The following is a 22,609-nucleotide window of genomic DNA, read 5'->3' as shown; positions in this document are numbered from 1 at the left end:
TATAGCAATATCAGCATGGGTGGTGCTTAACGATGAGCACACACCTATTTGGTATCCGCCATCATGGCCCGGGTTGCGCACGCAGCCTGAAAGAGGCTTTGCACGCCCTGCAGCCGGATTGCATCCTGATAGAAGGCCCGCCGGAGGCGAATGATCTGATTCCCTTTGTTGCCAGTGCAGAAATGCAGCCGCCAGTTGCGCTCTTACTGTATGTGCCGGATGCACCGCAAAATGCCGTGTATTACCCTTTTGCCGCATTTTCACCGGAATGGCAGGCATTGCAATTTGCTGTGGCCGGGAATATCCCTGTGCAGTTCTGTGACTTGCCGCAGGCATTCCGTCTGCTGCCTGCAGAAAAAAGCGAGCCTTCAGAATTGGATGAGGACGAAGACGCAAATCCAGTCCAGAAACTGGATTTGCAGACACGTCTGATGCGGGCAGATCCTTTGCAGTCCCTGGCACAGGCCGCTGGTTTTGCAGATACAGAAAGCTGGTGGGATCATCTGGTAGAGCAACGCACAGACAGCCTGGATTTGTTTGCCGCGATTGCTGAGATGATGACGGTAGTGCGTACAGAAATCACGCAGGCATCCGATCAACTGCAGGATCAACTGGAAATCCGGCGTGAAGCGTATATGCGGCAAATGCTGCGTCAGGCTGAAAAAGCCGGTTATCAAAAAATTGCCGTTGTTTGTGGCGCTTATCATGTGCCTGCACTGGCCAAAATGCCGACAGCCAAGCATGATGCCGATATCCTCAAAGGGCTGGACAAGGTAAAAATCGCCGCCACCTGGACACCATGGAGTTATGGCAGGCTGGCTTTTGCCAGCGGCTATGGTGCAGGTGTCGAGGCGCCTGGCTGGTATCACCATCTGTGGCATCAGCCAGAGCAGGCGGTCTTGTTCTGGTTGAGCGATGTTGCGAATTTACTGCGCAAGCATGATCTTGATGCATCGTCTGCCCACATTATCGAAGCCACACGCCTGGCAGATACCCTCGCAGCCCTGCGCGACCGCCATCATCCTGGCCTCGATGAAATCATGGAAGCCACGCGTGCCGTGTTCTGTTATGACAGTGACGCTCCCTTGCGCCTGATACGCAAGGAATTGCTGCTCAATGACAGACTGGGTACCGTGCCAACGGATGCGCCTAACCTGCCCTTGCCGCAAAACGTCGCCCTGCTGCAAAAGAAATTCCGCATGGCAGTGCGTGCAGACAGCACTGAGCTTGAACTGGATTTGCGCGAAGCGGCACATCTGGAAAAAAGTAATCTTCTGTACCGTCTTTCCCTGCTGGGCATAGACTGGGGCAAGCGCCAGCAGTTGCGTGGCAGGACCGGTACCTTTCATGAAGCATGGCGGCTGGAATGGCAACCTGATTTTGCAATAAAGCTCATAGAAGCGAATATCTGGGGTAGTACGCTGGAAAGTGCTGCCAGTGCCTATGTCATTGACATGGCAAGGCGGGCACAGACCTTGCCGGAACTGACCAAGCTGGTAGAGCGCGTACTGCTGGCCAATTTGGGTATGGCTATCAATGAAGTCATGGGCAGGGTAGAGGAGGTCAGTGCCCTGACTCCTGATCTTGGTTATATGCTGGCGGCTTTGCCAGCGCTGGCCAATGCCATGCGTTATGGCAATGTCCGTAATACCGATACAGCGGCAATGGAACTGGTAGTCAGCAAGCTGCTGAGCCGCATCTGTATTGCCCTGCCAGTTGGTGCCAGAGGGCTGGCTGATGAGCCTGCGGCACAAATGGTCAAGGACTTGATTGCCGCCGACCAGGCCGTGCGCATGCTGCAGAATGATGATTACCTGAACAACTGGTTTGCCTCGCTGGCGCAGACTGCAAAGCAGGAAAGTTCACATGGCCTGATCGCCGGACGTTGCGCCCGCATACTGACCGAGCAGGGACAGTGGAGCGAAGAACAGGCTGGCCAGCAACTGGCACTGCATTGTTCCCATGCACAGACACCCTTGCTGACCGCGCAATGGATAGAAGGCTTCTTGCAAGGCAGCGGTGCCTTGCTAATACACAATGACATGCTATGGCAACTGATCAATGCCTGGCTGGCCAGTTTGAATGCGGAGACGTTTATTGAACTCTTGCCCTTGCTGCGTCGTACCTTCTCCAGTTTTGCTGCGCCTGAACGCTATCAGTTGGGTGAACGCGCTGTCGCCAGCAAGGGGGCTGCGGCGCTGACTCAACATGCCGATACAGGGCTGGACGAGGAAAGAGCAAGACTGGTGATACCGGTATTGCAGTCTATATTGGGCAAGACTATGCATGATGGTCAGCCGGGAGCAAATGTATGAGCAATGAGCTGAAGCCAACAGAAAATTCAACAGAAAATTTACGTCGCTGGCGATTGGTACTGGGCAGCGAGGCTGAGCAAGCAGGCTCAGCTTTGTCGCAGCAAGACTTGGCCATAGACCGTGCTTTAAACGCTCTGTACGAACCGACTGAGCAGCAGGCTGGCAAGCGTGCTGGCCTGGGTTCATCCGCGCCCAGCGTGGCCCGCTGGTTGGGCGATATTCGTGATTATTTCCCTTCTTCTGTCGTGCAGGTCATGCAAAGGGATGCACTGGAGCGCCTGGGTTTGCAGCAAATGTTGCTGGAGCCGGAAATGTTGCAGGCCGTAGAGGCGGATGTGCATCTGGTGGCAACCTTGCTGAGCCTGAACCGTGTCATGCCCAACAAGACCAAGGCCACCGCTCGCCAGGTGGTTGCCAAGGTCGTGCAAGAGCTGGAGAAAAAACTGGGCACACCATTAAGGCAGGCTGTAGCAGGCAGCCTGCAGCGTGCCATACGCAACCACAGACCCCGTCATAACGAGATAGACTGGATGCGTACCATCAAGGCTAATCTCAGACATTACCAGCATGACTATCAAACCATCATACCTGAGAAGCGCATAGGTTTTGGCCGTAAAGGCCAGTCCTTACGCGACATCGTCTTGTGCATAGACCAGAGTGGTTCCATGGCGCCTTCCGTGGTGTATGCGAGTGTGTTTGGTGCTGTGCTGGCCAGTATCAAGTCAGTCAGCACTTCCGTGGTGGTATTTGACACGGTGGTCATGGATTTGAGCCATTTGCTGAGTGACCCGGTAGAGGTTTTGTTTGGCACGCAACTGGGTGGCGGTACTGATATCAACCGGGCGCTGGCCTATTGCCAGGGGCTGGTGCAACGACCACGGGAAACCATCTTCGTTCTGATCAGTGATTTGTATGAAGGCGGCAACAACAAGGAAATGCTGCAAAGGGCAGCCAGCATGATACGCAATGGTGTCAGCGTGATTTGCCTGCTGGCGCTGGATGATAATGGCGCACCATCCTATGATCACCATAATGCCGCCACACTCACGGCAATGGGGGCGCATTGCTTTGCCTGTACGCCGGATTTATTTCCTGACCTGATGGCAGCCGCGATCAAACGCCAGAATCTGGAGCAATGGGCGGCGGAGGCGGGCATTGTCACTACACGAGCAGCTTAGGTATTTTCCGCCATCCAGGCTTTTAAGCCATTCACCCATTTCGCTGCGGGTAATTTATAGGCCAGGCGTATCGCAGTTGCGCGTTCATACAAGTCATCAAAATCCACTGCGGGAGCTTGTTTGAAGGCGATGGCGACGGTGTTGGCATCATGCACCAGCGGCAGCCAGACCACTGCGTCAAAAGCTTCTTGCAGGGCGGCTAGATTGGCATTGCAATTCGCCTCATAATTCTGCGGATTGCCAAACAGATTAACAGTCAGCATGCCATCTTCATTCAGGGCGTGAGCGCAAGCCTGGTAAAACGCTTCGCTGCTCAGTGCAGGGGCTTCGGCTGCGGCATCATATAAATCAATTTGCAGCACGTCGGCCTTACCGTGGTTGGCGCTGTCGTTGACGTAATCCAGCGCATTCATACACAGTACTTGCAAGCGCTCGTCATTGACTGGCAGCTTGAAGTGCTGGTGGCAGGCGGTGATCACTTTGGGATTCAGTTCTATTGCCGTGACCCTGGCTTCGGCAAAGTTGCGGTAGCAAAACTTGGTCAGCGACGCTGCACCCAGGCCTAGCTGGACAATGTGTTGCGGCTCGTGCTTGAACAACACCCACATCATCATTTGCTGCACGTATTCCAGCTCTATCTGATCAGGTACGGCCATGCGCATGGCACCCTGTATCGCATCTGAAGAGAGATGCAGGGTACGTACACCCAGGTGTTCGGCAATGGTGACTTCAGGCAGTTCTGTGCTGGCTGCCTGCGTGGCCTTGTATAAATTCATCCCCATCTTTCGCCTTAATTTCTCAAGCATTATATTGAGGCTTTCGGCCACACTTCCAGGCCTTCGATTTCCATCATTTTTTGCCAGCTGGGGCGGGCAATAATCAACTGGGCCAGTTTGTTCAGCGCAGGCCATTCAGTCGCCGGGCGTGGCATATTGCGCGACCAGCGCATCAGCATGGTCAGTTGCAGGTCAGCAGCAGAAAATGTCTCACCCAACAGGTAAGGGCCATTTTTGCTCAGATGCTGGTCGAGTTGATCCCAGATGGCAGCGATACGCTTTTGCAAGGCTGCTCGGGTAGATTCGTTATGTTCTTCAAAACCCAGCTCAGACGGATAAAACCAGGTACGGAAAGTAGATTGCAGGCTGCCACTGATGAAGATGATCCATTGCCGCCATTGATCGCGCTCTACAGTGCCTGTGTCAGGTACCAGGCCTGCTTCAGGATGGCGTTCGGACAAGAGCATCAGCAAGGCAGCTGATTCCAGATAAGGAAGGCCATCAATGACCAGAGTCGGCACTACACCATTCGGGTTCAGACGCAGATACTCAGGATCTTTTTGCTGCTTCTTTTCTACATCGACCAGCTTCAATTCATGCGCGGCACCAATTTCCAATAAAGCCAGGTGTATGACCATGCTGGCTGTGCCGGGGCAGTAATACAGGGTGTACATGTTTTGTCCTTGATGAGTTTTTATTGATAGTGCTTAGTTCTGGTGCTGCTGTCCGCAAACCAGGCATTGCTGGTTTTTGCTGATGCCTATGCTGGTCCAGTCCATGCGCAAGGCATCCAGCAACAGCAGGCGGCCCGTTAGTGCCTGGCCTATACCCATGATGACTTTCAATGCTTCGGCGGCCTGCATGCTGCCTATGATGCCTACCAGAGGAGAAAACACGCCCATGGTAGAACACAAGACTTCTTCAAACGGCTGGTCGGGTGGAAAAAGGCAGGCATAGCAAGGTGATGCAGCGTCACTGCTGTCAAACACGCTGATCTGTCCATCAAAGCTGATGGCAGCGCCAGATACCAGCGGGATGCCAAATTTGACGCAGGCAGTATTCACGGCATGGCGGGTGGCAAAATTGTCGCAACAATCCAGGACGATGCTGGCCTGGCTGACCAGTTCTTCCAGGCGTGCATCAGCGGCTCTCTCTTGCAGGGCGATAATATTTATTTCCGGGTTGATGGCTTCTAGCGTGTGCTTGCCGGAGCTGACCTTGGCCATGCCCACGGCCGCGGTGGTATGCATGATCTGGCGCTGCAGATTGGTCAGGTCCACACTGTCATTATCGACCAGAGTGATGTGGCCCACCCCGGCACTGGCCAGATACAAGGCCGCCGGTGAACCCAGACCACCGGCACCGATGATGAGGGCGCGTGCCTCAGTGATTTTTTGCTGACCTTCTATTCCTATCTGGTCGAGCAGGATATGACGGGAATAGCGTAAGAGTTGCTGATCGTTCATCGTTGTAAAAAAGGCCGCTATTGAAGTAAGCGGCCTTTTCTTTTTATCAGGGTTTATTCAGGGGGTGTTACTTCTTTTTGCTGTCGGTTTTGTGTTCAGTCTTATCTGATTTGCCAGCTTTGTCAGCATCCTTGCCGTCTTTGGCTTCCTTATCGATGACTTTGGCTTCTGTGACTTTGACTGGCAAGCCTTTCAAGTGATTCAGGGCCTGGGCCAGCTGGAAGTCTTCTGCGCCACCGTATTCCAATGGTTTGCTCTTCTTCGCCAGGGCGATCAGACGCTGCTCTTCTTCCACTTCATCGATTTTAGGACGGGCAACTTCTTTTTCCTTGTCGTTGCTCAGATGTTTTTGCAAATCAGCTTCGCGGGCGCGCAAGCCATTGAAACCATCACCATCTGCGGTTTCTTCTACATTCAAGTCAGGAACGATGCCCTTGGCCTGGATAGAACGGCCATTCGGCGTGTAATAACGGGCTGTAGTCAGCTTGACTGCGGTATCAGCAGAAATCTGGCGTATGGTTTGTACCGAACCCTTGCCAAAGCTTTGTGTGCCAAGGATGGTAGCGCGTTTGTAATCCTGTAAGGCACCGGCGACGATTTCAGACGCAGAGGCCGAACCAGTGTTGATGAGGACTACCATAGGCACGTTCTTGATCGCTTCAGGCAATTTCGCCAGTGGGTCGCTCAAAGTGCGGCCAGAATAGTATTCACGGCGGGCATAGAAGGTTGCTTTGGAATCAGGCAACTGACCATTGGTAGACACTACCGGGACATCCTTGGGCAGGAAAGCGGCAGAAACACCGATGGCACCAGGCAAGACACCGCCCGGGTCATTACGCAAATCGAGCACCAGGCCTTTGATGGCGGGATCTTGTGCATACAGGGTCTGTATTTTCTTGGCCATGTCTTCGACCGTCGGTTCCTGGAACTGGGCAATTCTCACCCAGGCATAGCCAGGTTCAACGATCTTGGCCTTGACGCTTTGCTGTTTGATTAATTCGCGGGTAATCGTGACGACGATAGGCTTGTCTTCGCTTTTACGTGCGATGGTCAGTGTGATCTTGGTATTCGGTTCGCCGCGCATGCGCTTGACAGCTTCATCCAGCGTCAAGCCTTTGACTGGCTGAGAATCAAGACGGGTGATCAAATCACCAGGCTTTAAACCAGCGCGATAGGCAGGAGAATCTTCGATCGGGGAGATGATCTTGACATAGCCATCTTCCATACCGACCTCAATACCCAGGCCGACAAATTTGCCCTGAGTACCTTCTTTTAATTCTTTAAATGATTTCTTGTCCAGGTAGGCTGAGTGCGGGTCGAGTGATGCCACCATGCCGGAAATTGCTTCCGTCAGCAGCTTATTGTCTTCTACAGGCTCGACATAATCTGATTTGATGAGGCCAAAGACGTCGGCGAGCTGTCGCAATTCCTCTACCGGCAGGGAACTACCCGTCGTGGCTTTTTGCGCCACTGCGGAAAACTGCATGGAAACTGCCACGCCGGCAACCATACCGAGGCCGATTAAGCCAAAATTCTTGAATTTGCTGCCCATGTGATTCACCTAAAGCCTATTTAACAACGATCCAGTTCAAAGGATCAAATACACGTCCCTGATGACGTACTTCAAAGTATAAACCTGATTCTTCATTACCGCCGCTGTTTCCGGCACTGGCAATGACATCACCCGTTTTTACCACATCGCCGACGTGCTTCAATACTGCCTGATTATTGCCATACAGGCTCCAGTAGCTGCCGCCATGGTCAACAATCACCATATTTCCATACCCCTTCCACCAATCGGCAAAAATCACTTTGCCCGGGGCGATGGTCTTGATTTCTGCACCTTCACTCGCCTTGATGAACATGCCTTTCCAGCTAGGCCCGTCAGCACGCTTGCTACCAAATTTGGCGAGGATTTCTCCTTTTACCGGCAAACGCAATTGGCCCTTGAGCTTGTCAAACTCACCAGCGGGCGGGGCTGCTGCCCTTGCCTGTTTGGGTGGTTCGTCGTCATCAATCGCATTGGGATTGGTGATTTTCGCTGGCTTTTTGCCTTGTGCCGCCTGTCTGGCTCTTTCTTTCTGTGCTGCTGCAATTCTTTCCTGGCGCTGTTTTTCTTCCAGTGCTGCCCTGGCTGCATCCGCCTTGGCTTGTTCTTCAATTAGTTTATTTAATTGTGAGACCAGATTTGCCAGTCTTTGTTCATCTTTTTCTAGGCTATCAGCCTGTTTTTTTTGTACATATAATTTTTCTGCCAACTGACTTACTAATGTGGCATGACGTTTTTTCTCTTTTTCCAGTGCCAGCTTGTGACTTTTTTCTTCATCTGCAATTTCATCAAGTTCCGCCTTGGCTTCCTTGGCCTCTTCGGCATTTTTTTCCACTGCTTGCAGACTCACGCGCAAGGCATCGATCATCTTTGCTTGGGTTTGCGATACATAACTCATGTATTGCAGTTCACGATTGATGCGATTGGGGTTGTCCCCGGAGAGTAGTAATTTGATACGGTCGCTATCACCGCGTATGTACTGACGGCGTAAGAAATTTGATAACTGATTTTTTTGCTTTTCAACCTTGTCGGTCAACGCTTGTTGTTGATCTAAAAGTTGTTTTACCTTTGCTTCAGTCTGCGCCTGTTCTGCCTGTAAGTCACGTAAAGAACGGTTGGCTTCTGAAATTGACTTTTCGGACTCGGCCAGGGCGTCGCTGGCATTGTCCTTGGCTGTTTCTGTTTTATTGATATCGGTTTTGAGGGCTTTCAGGCGGTTTTGCAACTCGGCCCTGTCAGTTTCTGCCTTGTTTTTTTGCTGGGCGCGGGCACTGCTGGCAGCCACAGCCAACGATGCCGTACCTGCCAGTGACAGGCACAGCAAGGCTGCAAGTAAAGACTTGGATTTAAATGGCATTCAATACTTACTTGGACTTGCCCTGGCTGGCAACTGCTTGCAAGGCAGCGGCGATCGCGTCCTGGTCACCCAGATAATAATGTTTGATCGGTTTGAGGTCGGCATCCAGTTCATACACCAGTGGCTGTCCATTCGGGATATTCAGGTTGACGATGTCGTCGTCGCTGATGCCGTCCAGCATCTTGATCAGGGCGCGCAGGCTATTCCCATGAGCAGAAATCAGGATGCGCTTGCCGGAGCGTATTGCCGGGGCAATGCTGTCATCCCACGCTGGCATGACGCGGGCAACTGTATCTTTCAGACATTCAGTCAGCGGGATCTGACTGCGTTTCAGGCCAGCATAGCGCGGGTCATTGAAGGAAGTGCGGTCGTCATCTTCTGCCAGTGGCAGAGGTGGTGTGTCATAGCTGCGACGCCACACCAGCACTTGCTCATCACCATATTTTGCCGCTGTCTCAGCCTTGTTCAAGCCTTGCAGAGCACCATAATGGCGCTCGTTCAAACGCCAGTCATGAATCACTGGCAGCCACATCAAGTCCATTTCATCGAGTGTGCCCCACAGCGTACGGACCGCACGTTTCAGTACCGAGGTATAGGCCAGATCAAAAGTCAGGCCAGCTTCTTTGAGCAGCTTGCCTGCCTGGGTGGCTTCAGCCACGCCTTTTGCTGTCAGATCAACATCAGTCCAGCCAGTAAAACGGTTGTCCAGGTTCCAGGTAGATTCGCCGTGGCGCATTAAAACGATTTTATACATAGTGTGCTAGAGGGTGAGATAAGATGAGATGAGTGAATTAGTATGCGATTGCGCCATCTATTTTATAATGACGCGCTTCTGATAACCATTCTTACTACTGGAATCCTGTGAATTTCATTTTTGATAATATATTCTGGTTAGGTCTTGCCATTATTTCTGGCGGCGCATTGCTGATACCTGCTTTACAAAGACGTGGTGCCAAGGTATCGCATTTTCAAGCCACACAATACATGAATCAGGGGAAAACCCTGGTGCTGGATGTTCGTAGTGCAGAAGAATTTGCTGCCGGACATTTGCCAAATGCTAAAAATATCCCGCTGTCAGCCTTGAACGACAGATTGAAAGAGATAGAAAAGTCAAAAAGCAATGTTGTTATTACGGTATGCGCTTCCGGCGTGCGTTCCTCCAGTGCTGCCGGTTTGCTCAGCAAAGCCGGTTTTACCCAGGTTTTTAGCCTGGATGGTGGTATAGATTCCTGGAAGTCGCAAGGCTTGCCAACAGTAAAGTGAAGCAGGAGAGCATCATGAAAGCCCATGTAGTCATGTATACCACAGCCGTTTGCCCTTATTGCACGATGGCTGAACGCCTGTTGAAGTCCAAGGGTGTGGACGATATAGAAAAAATCCGGGTTGATCTGGAACCTGGTGTGCGCGAAGCGATGATGAAGAAAACTGGTCGCCGCACTGTGCCCCAAATCTATATAGGCGACACCCATGTAGGTGGTTTTGATGACATTTCGGCCCTCGACAGGGCGGGTAAACTTGATCCTTTGCTGAATCCGCTTGAGTAAAAACAGGGGTTTGCCAGATTTTCTATGGGTTTGCGCGGTAAATTGCTGTTTTTGCAGACTACTTGCTACAATAGCGCGCTGCGATCTTGAAATGGCTGGAAACGGCCTTATCTGCCAGTCTCGCTGTTCATTATTAATCTTTTAGAATTTTAGAAAGTTTCACATGTCTGACGAAAATCTGCAGCCCGTATTCCAAATTCAACGCGTTTATCTGAAAGATTTGTCGCTTGAACAGCCTAATTCTCCAGCAATTTTCCTGGAACAAGAAGCCCCTGGCATAGAAGTGTCCGTTGATGTTGGCTCTGAAAAGCTGGCAGATGGCATCTACGAATCCACAGTGACAGTGACTGTTACTGCAAAAATCGGCGAAAAAGTGGCTTTCCTGGTTGAAGGCAAACAAGCTGGTATTTTCGAAGCGCGCAATATCCCTGAAGATCAACTCGATCCTCTGCTGGGTATCGGCTGCCCTAACATCGTCTATCCATATCTGCGTTCCAACGTAGCTGATGCGATCACACGTGCTGGTTTCCCTCCTATCCATTTGTCAGAAATCAATTTTGAAGCTTTCTATGCACAACGTTTGACAATTGCTGCTGAACAGGCAAATGCCAACACTGAAGCGCCTACAACAATTCAGTAATTAATTGATACCAATCCGGCCCAGGCCAGATTGGTATGAGAAAGATAGCCATGCCACGCCTGCTGAAGCCCTTGCCTCTGCTGTTTTTGACGCTGCTCGCGAGTAGTGCTGCTCAGGCTCTGGAGTTCCGTGCTATCGGGGCTTCGCCGGTGATCATGTACGATGCACCTTCTGCCAAAGGTGGTAAATTGGCGGTCGCCCCACGAGGTATGCCGGTGGAAGTGGTGTTTACTTCCGGCGCATGGAGTAAAGTACGTGATGTCAGTGGCGACATGAGCTGGGTCGAGTCAAAAGACTTGATCACCCGCCGCAGTCTCATCGTACGTGCAGCCAATGCCAAGATCAGGGCAACTGCAGATGAATCCTCGCCCCTTGTGTTCAGTGCCGACAAGCATGTCTTGCTGGAAATGGCCGAGCCTGCGGTGGCGGGTTGGGTTAAAGTGAAGCACCGCGACGGCCAGCTTGGTTTTGTCAAAGTCAATGAAGTCTGGGGCTTGTAGTGCCTGGATTGCATGTTTAGGCAGATGACAGTTTGCAAAAAAGGACAGCCTGCTGTCCTTTTTTTACATCTACCCGGTTATTAAAATAAGCAGGAGTCAGGGACTAGTATGAATATCAGCGTATTGGGTGCAGGTGCCTGGGGCACGGCCATGGCAATTGCCTTTGCAGCAAAAAATAATGTCTTGCTTTGGGGGCGTAATCAGGCTGCCATGTCAGCCATGCAGACAGACAGGCAAAACGAAACCTATCTGCGCGGCTTCCCTTTCCCTGAAAGCTTGCAGGTCACGGCGGATTTTGCTACTGCCATGGCGCATGCGGCTGGCTCCGAAGGCTTGCTGGTGATCGCCACCTCAGTCTCGGGTTTGCGCTCTACGCTGGAAGCCTGTAAGGCCTACCAGCCCAATAACATCATCTGGCTATGCAAGGGTTTTGAAGAATCTACCCAGCTTTTGCCACATCAGGTGGCTAGGCAAGTGCTGGGCTCGGGAGTGTCTTTTGGTGCCTTGTCTGGTCCCTCGTTTGCACAAGAAGTCGCCAAAGGCTTGCCGTGTGCGCTGACAATAGCATCTACATCGAGCGAACTCAGCCGCCTGGTGGTGCAAGCCCTCCATGTGAATGCCATGCGCGTGTATTCCAGTGACGATATGGTCGGCGTTGAAGTTGGCGGTGCCGTCAAGAATATCCTGGCGATAGCTACTGGCGTGGCCGACGGCCTGGGCCTGGGCCTGAATGCGCGTGCCGCCCTGATCACCCGTGGCCTGGCAGAAATCAGCCGTCTCGGCGTCGCTCTTGGTGGCCGCTCAGAAACCCTGATGGGCTTGACAGGCGTGGGTGATTTGATCTTGACCTGTACTGGAGACCTGTCTCGTAACCGCAAGGTTGGCCTGGCACTGGCCCAGGGAAAATCTCTGGAGACCATCGTGCAGGAATTGGGTCATGTCGCAGAAGGCGTTCGTTGCGCCCAGGAAGTGCGTTTACTGGCTCAGCGCCTGGGGGTGCAAATGCCGATTACCGATGCAGTGGCAGGTGTCTTGTTTGATGGAATATCCTTGCAAGAGATGATCAGTCGTTTGCTGGCCAGGGATGCCAAGCAGGAAATCCACTAAGACTATCTTAATAGCGCCGTCGATTCTCAGGGGAATGCAAGACACGGGCGATGACGGTATCAGGCACATGGTGCCTGCGCAAGAAGTGCATGGCTTTTGTCAGGCCCATGAGCTCAAGATAGTGAATGCCCAGGTCGACCATAAAGCGTGTCAACACATCACGTCTGCGCAAAGGCTGTTTGTGCATGTGTAGCATTTTCCGGCGTCTGCATCCTGCCATGATGCCATCTCCCTGATGCTGCTGTGGTTACCAAGTGTGGATAACTCAGTGTAGAGCGGCAAAGCACGAACTTAAGCAGTTTTGACATAGCTTAACAAAAAAGACCATGGCTACCATGGTCTTTGTCTGTTGCTTGCCACATTTCTGGCTGGTATTGTTACTGGTTCAAATCCGTCGCCGCAATAAAGATGGAGAGCAGATTTTCCAGACCCAACTGGTCTTCTGCTCCGAAGCGCTTCAGACGAGGGCTGTCGATATCAAACACACCGTAAATGACGCCATCCTTAATCAAGGGGATGACGATTTCAGAGTTCGAGGCAGAGTCGCAGGCGATATGTCCGGGAAATGCATGCACATCCTCTACCAGCACAGTACGTCGCTCTGCAGCTGCCGTACCACATACCCCGCGTTTGAAAGGAATACGGGTACAGGCAACCTTGCCCTGGAAAGGGCCTAACAGCAAATCATTGGGAAACTCTGCATCCGGTTTGCTGGCCGGTGCGCACAGGTAAAAACCTGCCCAGTTCAAATCGCTGATGCTGCTGTAGATGAAGGCAGAAAACTGGGCTGCATTGGTGACTAGATTGCGCTCACCTTCCAGTACGCTGACCAACTGGCGTGCCAGCATGGGGTAATCGGGTTGGTCGCTGGCAGCAGAAGTGGTAAACATGGGTGAATTCCAGAAAAGTTAATCTTTCCCCTGCTTGTCTGTGCTTTTGGCCGTGACATGAACTGTAGCATTCACAGGTGGAGATAGGGGTTTGGTATTTCTATTCTTGCTGCCGAGGTAGTCAGGCAAGACTTTCTTGGTCTGACTACCTCGGCCTTTGGCCGGGGCTTGTGAAGGCTCAACGCGAAACTGCATGCGTTGTCGTGTTGCCAGCGCCTTGTTTGCCATACCAAACCCCGGATTTATAAATTGATTTACAGTACGTAGCGTGACAGATCTTCATTCACCGACAGGGCTTCCAGGCGTTCATTGACATAGGCCGCATCAATGATCACAGTCTTGCCGGTATTTTGGTGCGCATTGAAAGAAATCTCTTCCAACAGCTTTTCCATGACCGTGTACAAGCGGCGGGCACCGATATTTTCTGTCGTTTCATTGACTGAATAAGCGATACCAGCCAGACGTTCGACGCCTTCAGGTGTGAAGTCTATCTGCACTTCTTCCGTTGCCAGCAAAGCCTGGTACTGGCGTGTCAGGCAGGCATCGGTGCCGGTCAAAATACGTTCAAAATCAGCAATGGACAAAGATTCCAGTTCCACACGGATAGGGAAGCGGCCTTGCAACTCAGGGATCAGGTCAGACGGCTTGGCCAGATGGAAAGCGCCGGAAGCAATAAACAGGATATGGTCAGTCTTGACCATGCCGTACTTGGTATTCACTGTCGTGCCTTCTACCAGTGGCAGCAAGTCGCGCTGTACACCAGCGCGTGAAACTTCTGCGCCACCAGTTTCTGAACGCGAAGCGATCTTGTCGATCTCATCGAGGAAGACGATGCCATTTTGCTCTACATTGCGAATCGCATCCTGCTTTAATTCTTCTTCATTGACCAGTTTGCCCGCTTCTTCTTCTATCAGAAGCTTCATCGCTTCCTTGATTTTCAGCTTGCGTGATTTCTTGCGGCCATTGCCCATGCCCGAAAACATGGTCTTGATTTGCTCGGTCATTTCTTCCATGCCAGGTGGGGCCATGATTTCCATGTGTGCTACACCTTCTGCCACTTCGATTTCAACTTCCTTGTCATCCAGTGCACCTTCACGCAGACGCTTGCGGAAAGTCTGGCGGGTAGTATTGTCAGCAGGTGCAGCTTCGGTTTCGCTTGGCTGGAAACCAAAATCGCGCGCTGGCGGCAACAGGATGTCGAGGATGCGGTCTTCTGCCGCATCTTCGGCACGGGCGCGCACTTTGCGGGTAGCGGCTTCGCGGGTTTGCTTGATGCCGATATCGACGAGGTCGCGGATGATGGTATCAACATCACGACCGACATAACCAACTTCAGTGAACTTGGTGGCTTCTATCTTGATAAAGGGTGCATCAGCCAGCCTGGCCAGGCGACGGGCGATCTCGGTTTTGCCTACGCCGGTAGGTCCTATCATCAAGATGTTTTTAGGCGTGATTTCATGGCGCAGCGGTTCTTGCACCTGTTGACGGCGCCAGCGGTTACGCAGGGCGATCGCGACAGCGCGCTTGGCCTTGGACTGGCCAACCACATGTTTATCAAGTTCAGAGACGATCTCTTGCGGGGTCATGTTCATTGCATATTCCAATCTATTCCAGTGTTTCTATGGTGTGCGACAAGTTGGTATAAATGCACAACTCACCAGCAATAGTCAGTGACTTTTTGACGATGTCGATGGGCGACAAGTCAGTATTTTCAAACAGGGCAATCGCGGCGGACTGAGCAAACGTGCCACCCGAGCCTATCGCGCCTATCCCCTGGTTGGGTTCCAGCACATCCCCATTACCGGTGATGACCAGTGTTGTATCCTTGTCAGCTACCAGCAGCATGGCTTCAAGGCGTCGCAACATGCGGTCTGTGCGCCAGTCTTTGGCCAGTTCCACCGAGGCGCGCATCAAATGGCCCTGGTGTTTTTCCAGCTTGGATTCAAAACGTTCTATCAGGGTGAAGGCATCTGCAGTTCCGCCAGCAAAACCTGCCAGCACCTTGTTGTGATACAGCTTGCGTACCTTGCGGGCAGTCCCCTTCATGACGATATTGCCCAGTGTTACCTGGCCGTCGCCACCCAGGGCCACCAGATTACCGCGTCGCACCGTCAAAATGGTGGTGCCGTGAAATTGTTCCATATGAACCTCAAAGAATATTGCCATTCCTGCAAACTGATCAAGCCATAAGCCAGTAGCAAGCAGGGAAAGCAGGCCAAATTGCCTGTTTTGTTGAAAATGGGGTGTTTTTTCTGAATTGCAAGCATGAAAAAACCGGGTGCATGTTTCACCCGGCTGCAGGCTGCTTGCCTGCCTTTTTGAGTTTAGTGCTTGCGGGGGATGATGCTGGCGATGTTTTTCAGGCCCATGGCATTGAATAACATCATGACCAGATAATTGACGCCTTCAAAGCGTATATTCATGCCAGCTTTGCTGGCAATCGGTGCCAGGCCATTTAGCAATTGTGCAGAGGCCCCAAATTCCACCCTTTCCAGGCGGGTGCAATCAAGAATCAGCGGATTGTGCTGTTCTGCCTGCAGGGCAATATTGGATATCAGGAATTCTGTCTTGCCTTCGACCACTTTTGGCATCATATAGCGGTCAGTTGCTTCTTCCTGCTCCTGGACTTCAGGCATGGCGCTGGTGATATTGTTCTTTGGTGCTTCAAATGAAGGAGGCGACACTTCGAAAGTAATACAGTAATCCATACTGACTTCTTCGAAGGCTTGTTCAAAATGCAGTAATTGCAAAATTTCCAGCAACAACAACCAGGGTGCTTCGGTTTCATCACGGCGGCCCACCAGCAAAATGCTGCGGATTTTATCTGCCAGGTCTTTGGCACCTACCAGCATCAAGTCATGACCGGATTTTTTTAAGCCCTTGAGTGCGCGCAATAACAAGCCGCAGCCTATGGGGTCTACTTCCTTGACGCGCGAAAAATCCAGGCGCAAGCTTTTGCTCTTGCCTGCAGCTACCTGCAATTTTTCCAGTGACTTGATGGTGCCGCTATCGAGCTTGGCCGGGAAGCTGACATTCGCAACCGTGGTATCACCCTGGACTTCAGCATCATTGTCGTTGCTGGTCTGGTTTTCTGGCCACAGTGGCGGCGAGGTTTCAAATTTATTGGCGTAATCGAGCGACAGGCTTTCAAACTTGTGCTGGTCATTGGTAATGCGGTACAGGTCAAACAGCATTTGCCAGCCAATTTCCGTGGCACCACCAAGCTCGTGGTTATGCACGGCAGAAGCCAGCATTTGCTCGGCGACTTCATTCTGGCCGCTGGCAAACAGGATGGCTGCTTCTTCAAGTACCGGGACGGTTTCGCTATAGGCGAGAGCAGATGCTGACATTTCCGAATTTTGCCCCAACAGATAATCTGTAGGCATCATCATCGGCAATGTGGTCTGGAATTCTACTGGCGGCACTTTTCTTTCCAGCGGCTCGGTCGGTGCACCCAGATCAGTTTTGGTAAAGGTCGGCGGACGGGTTTTGACGATGTCGCGCGACATTTCAAATTCTATGGCGTCTATTTTTCTCTCGGTAGCGCGGGCGATATGGCGCTGAGCAATAATCGAATTGCTAAAAACCTCACTGTCCTGGAAACCGCCAATGACGGTATTACCATTCTTGGAGCGCGTCTTTCTCGAAGAAGATTTCTCGGTGGAGCGATCTTCTTGCTTGACACCTTTTTTACCGAAAAGAGAAAAAATCCCCACTTTGTTCCCGAATAAGAATAGAAGCGCTGACAGTCCGGCAGCGAATTTGACGAGTGCTTAGTATATTCTGATTTCCGTGTGAATGGTTGACTGGGCTCAACTACAAGAAACAGTTTTTCGTCGAATGTTCTGTTAACTGCTCCCCATGATCGTCGAAAACCTTGCAAAAAAGCAGCATTTTTGCAGAAAATGGAGGCGGATACCGCCTCCTATACCATCAGCTTATGAATTAATAACTTAAGTGTCAATTACATCTGCTTACATTTTTCTTGCAATTCTTAGCTGATTTTTTAACATTAAAAGCTGGCTCTGAGCCCTGCCATGACATTTCTACCAGGTTGTGGCAGGGTTTCTTTCAACACTGAAGTAGAAAGACGGATATCCTGATTCAGGAGATTCTTCGCCATCAGGAACCAGGTCAGTTGCATATTCTGGTAAGGGTGGGTGTAAGTCAGGCTGGTATCAACCTTGGTATAAGCTGGTGTAACAAAAGCCTCGAAACTAGCCAGTCTGTCCTGGCGCAGAGCATGCAAGACATTCACACCCGCACGCCAGCCACCAGTGCGGTAAGTCAGGTCAAAGCCGGTACGGGTTGCTGGTTGCAGCGGCAAATTGCCCAAATTATCGAGACTGCCGCGCGAATAATCGGCAAAAGCACGACCTGACCAGCCATCACCCAGCAGATTGTAACTGATCTCGGCTTCACCGCCGCGTATGGTGGCCGATGCCTGCGACCAGTTGCGCAAGGTGAATTCGGCATCAGCATCGGGCATGCCTGCTTCATCTACTTTGATACCGTTAGTATGGCCGTAGATGTAATTATTCACCTTGTTCAAGAAGGCATTGATTTTCCAGCGCAGCAGGCCATGCGTCTTTTGCAGGCTGAGTTCCAGATTACGTGAAGCTTCTTTCTTCATATCGACACTACCAATGTCGAAAGTGGCCGTCGATTCATGTGGGCCAGCTGAATACAATTCCTCTGTCGCCGGTGCACGCTGCGCCCATGACAGACTCAAGCCTGCACCATAAGATTTATCAAATTGCCACAGACCACCTAGAGAGGCTGAGAACAAGTTGAAATCACGCGCTTTCAGTCCAGTACTGGCGTCCGGGGTGCGCTTCACATTTTCAAAGCGCATACCTGTGCTGGCCATGACATCGGCAAATTGTTTTTGTTCTACAAAAAAGGCAGCAACAGAAGTGGATTTGGTGTTGGGCACAGTGTCGGCACGGCCAGTTTCAGCAGACAAGGCAGAGAACTTTACCTGCTCGGTCTGCAAACCCCAGCTACCTTGCCAACCTGCCCAGGATGGATGGGACAAGAGGATGCGGCTTTCCAGCATCTGGTTCTTGAAATTGGTGATGGGTGTGCCATCTTCGGATTTTTCTGTGTGCTTGTAGTCGGTCGCGCTGAATTTATATTTGAGGCTGTCGAAACCACTTAATGGTGAATTCAGCAAGCCATCAATATCCAGACGGTTTTGATTCAAATCGATGAAAGAACGTTCTTCCGTTGGTATGCCATAGCGGTCATTCAGTGTTTGTACAGCCGCACCTATATACCCCCAGTTTTGGATGAGCGAGGCGCCGGCTGTCAAAGAAGATTCGCGGGTAAAGCTGGAAGGCATACTTCCATTGCCAGGTATTTTGTAGTTTCCCGTGTCGCGGCTGCTGCCATCCACATGCAGGCCAATGACGCCGCTGGAGCCGTCGAGGGAAAACGACAGGCTCTTTTCCTGATTCACCGTACCCAGACGTACTTCAGCTTCGCCCGTCACTTTCTTGTTCAAAACAGTGGGTATGCGGTTGTCGATGACATTGACCAGCCCGCCTATGGCGCCACTGCCATACAGCAAGGCCGCCGGACCTCGCAAGACTTCTATCTGCTGTGCAGTAGCACTTTCACTGGCGACTGCATGGTCATTCGACAGGCTCGATACATCCGCCACAGACATGCCATTTTGCAGAATCTTGACCCTCGGGCCTTCCAGGCCACGGATAATCGGGCGCGATGCGCCAGCACCAAAACCGGAAGCGGATACACCCAGTTCGCTCCCCAGCGTGTCGCCCAGAGAAGTGCCGACTTTGGCCCTGAGTTCAGGTCCAGAAAGAATCTTGGCGGGGGTAAGCACTTGCATATTCTCATCGTTACTGATGGGATTGGAAGTGACGGTGACAGTGTTGATTGTATTGCCGGGGGCACTTTCGGCCACGGCCTGAGTGGTAGGCGTCAAAAGGGCCAGCACGGCGCTGGTGATCAGTGTGCGTTGAAAAACCATGGTGTTTCCTGTTTGCGAAATGAGGCAAAAAATAGAGCGAAGAATGACAAGACCTCAGGCGCAAGCATTGCACCTGAAAAATCAAATAACCTCAGGCCTCGTAAAGGAAGCCAGGGCTTTCATCATGCAAGCAGGGAAGGTGGGGCGCGGGAAGAGAAGGGGACTTGCAGGGCTGCCAGCCAGCTCAGTATGGCTGCGCGGGAGCCAGCGACTGCCTTGCTGCTATGGCTGGCCATGGCATCCGGTAGATGTTGCAGGTATTCTGCTGCTGTCGCAGCGTCATACAGGGCGCAAGAGTGCAAGATATTGCCATCATCCTGGCTGCCGAACAGGAAAGCACCAAGTTGCGCAGCAGGCTGCAGCACAACAGCAGGGGCTTGATTGCCGTTCCAGCCAGCATGCGAAATCTTATGTGCCAGCCCCAGCCATTGTGTGAACAATAAGACAGGCAATAGCAGGCACAGCAACCAGCGTTTGCTATTGTGCGTATTGATCTGTAGGGGCCGTAACATCTTCAGTTTGAATTTCCGGTTTATCTTGCAGTAAAAAATGCTGGAGAATATGTCGTAAAAAACCGACATTTATTTGTCATTGTATAAATTAAATGGATTAAAGCACATTATGTGTGACAAATAAGAACCAGCATTAAGAACGAATTATCGCGCAAAAGTTCATTGCTATGCAACTTGGTTGCATATTGTGGCAATAAAAAAGCGCGCAGTTGCCACCGCACGCTTTTGTGAGCCAGAAGCGTTACAAATTGATGTTAATGCTCAGTCACCGTACAACTTTTGCTTCATTTCACGTCTTTGCTGTGCTTCCAGCGACAGGGTCGCTGTTGGACGCGCCAGCAGGCGTGGAACACCAATGGGTTCACCGGTTTCTTCGCACCAGCCGTAATCGCCTTCATCAATACTATTGATGGATTGCTGTACCTTCTTCAGCAATTTGCGTTCACGATCGCGGGTGCGCAATTCCAGCGCGTGTTCTTCCTCTATCGTGGCACGGTCTGCCGGGTCTGGTACTAATACGGTTTCACGAAGATGCTCGGTGGTTTCGTCGGCGTTCTTCAATAAATCCTTCTCAAGCTGCTGCAAACGGGCCTTGAAAAATGCCAGTTGTGCAGCGTTCATATAGTCCTTCTCGCCCATCTTGAGGATTTCTTCCTCCGTGAGCAGAGCTTCGGGTGCGCTGACTGTAGCAGTCGATTTAGGTGATTTAGTTGCCACTTCGCTAACTTTCGATACGACGGGTTAATACATAGAACAAATCTGAAACAACATTTGTCCCAGACAATTATCCTCCCCTTATTGATAAAGTAAATGACATTTGCATGAATGCCACTTGCACGACAGACAACGTCTGACTTCAATAGCCCGCTAGTTTATACCAAACAATGCTCCAAACCTTGAATAAATATGTCTTTAGGTAGATTTTTGCCAATAAACACCATCTTGCTTTCGCGCAATTCATCTTCTCCCCACTTGGCCCCGACATCCGTCCCCATGATTTGATGCACGCCCTGGAAGATGACCTTGCGGTCTGCGCCTTCCATCAACAATACGCCTTTATAACGCAACATCCGCGGGCCAAAGACTTGTACCAGGCCACCCAGAAACTCATCCAGTTGACCGGTATTGAAAGGGCGGGTGCTCTTGAAGACAAAGGCAGCGATATCGTCAGAATGGTGGGCGTGATGGTGGTTGTGTACGTGTGGAGCATGGTCACCGTGATCACCATGTTCTTTGTGCTGGTGATGTTCATGGGTGCAATCGTCAGCGCAGGCATCATGCTCGTGCGCATGCTCCTCTTCTTCCGCACGCAGGAAGTCGGGGTCCAGATCCAGCTTGGCATTCAGGTTGAAGCCTTTCAGATCCAGCACTTCGCTGATGGCAATCTTGCCAAAATCGACGGCGCTGATGGGTGCACGCGGGTTCATGCGTGCCAGGCGGGCGCGTAATGCCGTCACTGCTTCTGCATCGACCAGATCAGTTTTCGACAGCAGGATCTTGTCGGCAAAACCAACCTGGCGCTGAGCTTCTTCATGTTCGTCAAGTTGTTGCATGCCATGGCGGGCATCGACTACCGTAACAACTGCATCCAACATGTAATAGGTGCCAACTTCTTCATCGACAAAAAACGTTTGCGCCACCGGGCCAGGGTTGGCCAGGCCTGTGGTTTCTATGATGACGCGGTCAAAGCTCAGCTTACCTTCATTCTTTTGCTGTATCAGCTTGCTTAGCGCGACGATCAGGTCACCGCGCACCGTGCAACAGACACAGCCATTTTTCATTTCCACGATTTGCTCATTGCTGTCCTGCATCAGGATTTCATTGTCTATATTTTCCTGGCCGAATTCATTTTCAATGACAGCAATCTTGTGGCCATGCTCTTCTTGCAAAATACGGTTCAGCAGCGTGGTCTTGCCAGCACCCAGAAAGCCGGTGAGGATAGTGGTAGGAATTAATGCCATGATTTTTTCTCACAGTTACAGTTTACTTTGCGCAGTCGGCGCACCAGCCTTTGATGGTCAGCTCTATATCGTGACTTTGAAAGCCTCGTCCCAGAGAGGTTTGCAAGCTTGCCTGCAATTGGTCACGCAAGCCAACTGGTTGCTTGGCATCATCAAGGCAAAATACCCTTGCACAGCGCGTACATTTGAAATGCCCATGCTGATGCTGGGCCGGATGTTCCTTGCTACCGGCAGTTTCACTGCCTGTGCTATAGCGAAACACCCTGTCATCGCCAGAAATTTTATGTGCCAGCCCGGCATCGGTCAGGCAATCCAGCGCTCTGTACAAGGTGACTCTGTCCATCTCTGGCAAAGCATCCTGTACTTCGAGATGGGACAGGGCGCGCTGGCTGGCCAGTAATTCTGACAAGACATTCAGGCGTGCACCGGTCACACGCACACCCGCTCCCGACAGCAGGCTGGAGGCTGTGTTGTGATATGCAGGGGCGGCCGGTCTGGCTCGGTTGGTCGGCAATTTCATCGTAAGTCCATGGTTTTACTGGCTGACACAAGAACTGGCATGCGCCATAGCTGTATTATGCCTCAAAATGCAATTCAGTTGCAAAACATGTGTGATTGCTAGCCGCATGTTTGTAAATGGAATACAGGAAGTCTTGCAAGCCCAGGTGCAGGCAATATCACTATCCAAAATCAAATACTGCATCAGCAGTCGCGTAACTTTCATCTTCTGAATGCGCATTCCTGCAGCATGCAATCGTTACTATGTCATTTACATGTCATGTTTGCCAGCTAGACTCCTGCGCTTCTGTCCCTCCCTAA

The 22,609-nt window shown here is 51.5% G+C and carries 24 protein-coding genes; 7 read left to right on the top strand and 17 right to left on the bottom strand.

Annotated elements, in window-relative coordinates; all coding sequences use genetic code 11:
- Nucleotides 1-32: 32 nt before the first annotated feature.
- Entirely contained in the window at nt 33-2,315 is a 2,283-nt protein-coding gene (locus Q8K39_RS20805) for a DUF5682 family protein (protein ID WP_305263128.1), read from the top strand.
- Complete coding sequence (locus Q8K39_RS20800) at nt 2,312-3,493, top strand: VWA domain-containing protein (RefSeq protein ID WP_305263127.1); 1,182 nt, start codon at nt 2,312-2,314, stop codon at nt 3,491-3,493. The genes Q8K39_RS20805 and Q8K39_RS20800 overlap by 4 nt, the downstream gene beginning before the upstream one ends.
- Here the strand turns inward: Q8K39_RS20800 and Q8K39_RS20795 are convergent.
- The 6 genes from Q8K39_RS20795 to gpmA all read right to left on the bottom strand — a co-directional run bounded on the left by Q8K39_RS20795 (nt 3,490) and on the right by gpmA (nt 9,395).
- Nucleotides 3,490-4,269: a spermidine synthase gene (locus Q8K39_RS20795; protein WP_305263126.1), complete on the bottom strand. Its 780-nt coding sequence runs from the start codon at nt 4,267-4,269 to the stop codon at nt 3,490-3,492. The genes Q8K39_RS20800 and Q8K39_RS20795 overlap by 4 nt on opposite strands.
- 29 nt (nt 4,270-4,298) lie before the next feature.
- On the bottom strand, nt 4,299-4,943 hold the full coding sequence (locus Q8K39_RS20790; protein WP_305263125.1) for a glutathione S-transferase family protein: 645 nt from the start codon (nt 4,941-4,943) through the stop codon (nt 4,299-4,301).
- Nucleotides 4,944-4,976: 33 nt separating this feature from the next.
- On the bottom strand, nt 4,977-5,735 hold the full coding sequence (locus Q8K39_RS20785; protein WP_305263124.1) for a HesA/MoeB/ThiF family protein: 759 nt from the start codon (nt 5,733-5,735) through the stop codon (nt 4,977-4,979).
- A gap of 67 nt (nt 5,736-5,802) precedes the next feature.
- The gene (locus tag Q8K39_RS20780) at nt 5,803-7,287 is read right to left on the bottom strand and encodes a S41 family peptidase (RefSeq protein WP_305263123.1); all 1,485 of its coding nucleotides are present in this window, start codon (nt 7,285-7,287) and stop codon (nt 5,803-5,805) included.
- A 16-nt stretch (nt 7,288-7,303) separates the two neighbouring features.
- Complete coding sequence (locus Q8K39_RS20775; protein WP_186955043.1) at nt 7,304-8,641, bottom strand: murein hydrolase activator EnvC; 1,338 nt, start codon at nt 8,639-8,641, stop codon at nt 7,304-7,306.
- Between the two features lie 7 nt (nt 8,642-8,648).
- The gene (gpmA, locus tag Q8K39_RS20770) at nt 8,649-9,395 is read right to left on the bottom strand and encodes a 2,3-diphosphoglycerate-dependent phosphoglycerate mutase (protein ID WP_186955042.1); all 747 of its coding nucleotides are present in this window, start codon (nt 9,393-9,395) and stop codon (nt 8,649-8,651) included.
- A gap of 107 nt (nt 9,396-9,502) precedes the next feature.
- Here gpmA and Q8K39_RS20765 point away from each other — a divergent pair, with 107 nt between their 5' ends.
- The 5 genes from Q8K39_RS20765 to Q8K39_RS20745 all read left to right on the top strand — a co-directional run bounded on the left by Q8K39_RS20765 (nt 9,503) and on the right by Q8K39_RS20745 (nt 12,432).
- Entirely contained in the window at nt 9,503-9,904 is a 402-nt protein-coding gene (locus Q8K39_RS20765; RefSeq protein ID WP_305263122.1) for a rhodanese-like domain-containing protein, read from the top strand.
- A gap of 14 nt (nt 9,905-9,918) precedes the next feature.
- A complete protein-coding gene (gene grxC / locus Q8K39_RS20760) occupies nt 9,919-10,185 on the top strand; it encodes a glutaredoxin 3 (protein ID WP_305263121.1) in 267 nt (88 codons plus the stop codon).
- A 163-nt stretch (nt 10,186-10,348) separates the two neighbouring features.
- Entirely contained in the window at nt 10,349-10,825 is a 477-nt protein-coding gene (secB, locus tag Q8K39_RS20755) for a protein-export chaperone SecB (protein ID WP_186955039.1), read from the top strand.
- A 50-nt stretch (nt 10,826-10,875) separates the two neighbouring features.
- Nucleotides 10,876-11,325, top strand: a complete 450-nt coding sequence (locus Q8K39_RS20750) for an SH3 domain-containing protein (protein ID WP_186955038.1) — start codon at nt 10,876-10,878, stop codon at nt 11,323-11,325.
- Between the two features lie 108 nt (nt 11,326-11,433).
- Entirely contained in the window at nt 11,434-12,432 is a 999-nt protein-coding gene (locus Q8K39_RS20745) for an NAD(P)H-dependent glycerol-3-phosphate dehydrogenase (RefSeq protein ID WP_305263120.1), read from the top strand.
- Between the two features lie 7 nt (nt 12,433-12,439).
- On the opposite strand, the gene Q8K39_RS20740 is transcribed toward Q8K39_RS20745, so the two are convergent.
- The 11 genes from Q8K39_RS20740 to Q8K39_RS20690 all read right to left on the bottom strand — a co-directional run bounded on the left by Q8K39_RS20740 (nt 12,440) and on the right by Q8K39_RS20690 (nt 22,310).
- Nucleotides 12,440-12,619: a hypothetical protein gene (locus Q8K39_RS20740; protein ID WP_186955036.1), complete on the bottom strand. Its 180-nt coding sequence runs from the start codon at nt 12,617-12,619 to the stop codon at nt 12,440-12,442.
- Nucleotides 12,620-12,809: 190 nt separating this feature from the next.
- The gene (locus Q8K39_RS20735; RefSeq protein WP_305263119.1) at nt 12,810-13,322 is read right to left on the bottom strand and encodes a GAF domain-containing protein; all 513 of its coding nucleotides are present in this window, start codon (nt 13,320-13,322) and stop codon (nt 12,810-12,812) included.
- A gap of 18 nt (nt 13,323-13,340) precedes the next feature.
- On the bottom strand, nt 13,341-13,550 hold the full coding sequence (locus tag Q8K39_RS20730; RefSeq protein WP_186955034.1) for a hypothetical protein: 210 nt from the start codon (nt 13,548-13,550) through the stop codon (nt 13,341-13,343).
- 26 nt (nt 13,551-13,576) lie between these two features.
- Nucleotides 13,577-14,914: an ATP-dependent protease ATPase subunit HslU gene (gene hslU, locus Q8K39_RS20725; protein ID WP_186955033.1), complete on the bottom strand. Its 1,338-nt coding sequence runs from the start codon at nt 14,912-14,914 to the stop codon at nt 13,577-13,579.
- Between the two features lie 13 nt (nt 14,915-14,927).
- Nucleotides 14,928-15,464: an ATP-dependent protease subunit HslV gene (gene hslV, locus Q8K39_RS20720; protein ID WP_186955032.1), complete on the bottom strand. Its 537-nt coding sequence runs from the start codon at nt 15,462-15,464 to the stop codon at nt 14,928-14,930.
- Nucleotides 15,465-15,646: 182 nt separating this feature from the next.
- On the bottom strand, nt 15,647-17,038 hold the full coding sequence (locus tag Q8K39_RS20715) for a hypothetical protein (RefSeq protein WP_305263118.1): 1,392 nt from the start codon (nt 17,036-17,038) through the stop codon (nt 15,647-15,649).
- A gap of 296 nt (nt 17,039-17,334) precedes the next feature.
- Nucleotides 17,335-19,317 (bottom strand): TonB-dependent receptor, encoded by a 1,983-nt coding sequence (locus Q8K39_RS20710; RefSeq protein WP_305263117.1) that lies wholly within the window; start codon nt 19,315-19,317, stop codon nt 17,335-17,337.
- Between the two features lie 122 nt (nt 19,318-19,439).
- Complete coding sequence (locus Q8K39_RS20705) at nt 19,440-19,829, bottom strand: hypothetical protein (protein ID WP_186955029.1); 390 nt, start codon at nt 19,827-19,829, stop codon at nt 19,440-19,442.
- A gap of 261 nt (nt 19,830-20,090) precedes the next feature.
- Nucleotides 20,091-20,495 carry an RNA polymerase-binding protein DksA gene (dksA, locus tag Q8K39_RS20700; RefSeq protein ID WP_110256573.1) on the bottom strand — a complete coding sequence of 135 codons (405 nt, stop codon included), beginning with the start codon at nt 20,493-20,495 and terminating at the stop codon, nt 20,091-20,093.
- Between the two features lie 206 nt (nt 20,496-20,701).
- A complete protein-coding gene (locus Q8K39_RS20695) occupies nt 20,702-21,790 on the bottom strand; it encodes a GTP-binding protein (protein ID WP_305263116.1) in 1,089 nt (362 codons plus the stop codon).
- A gap of 22 nt (nt 21,791-21,812) precedes the next feature.
- Nucleotides 21,813-22,310, bottom strand: a complete 498-nt coding sequence (locus tag Q8K39_RS20690; RefSeq protein WP_305263115.1) for a Fur family transcriptional regulator — start codon at nt 22,308-22,310, stop codon at nt 21,813-21,815.
- Nucleotides 22,311-22,609: the final 299 nt, after the last annotated feature.

The organism is Undibacterium sp., assembly GCF_030683615.1.
Lineage (GTDB): Bacteria > Pseudomonadota > Gammaproteobacteria > Burkholderiales > Burkholderiaceae_D > Undibacterium > Undibacterium umbellatum.
This window is presented reverse-complemented; position numbering and strand designations above follow the sequence as displayed.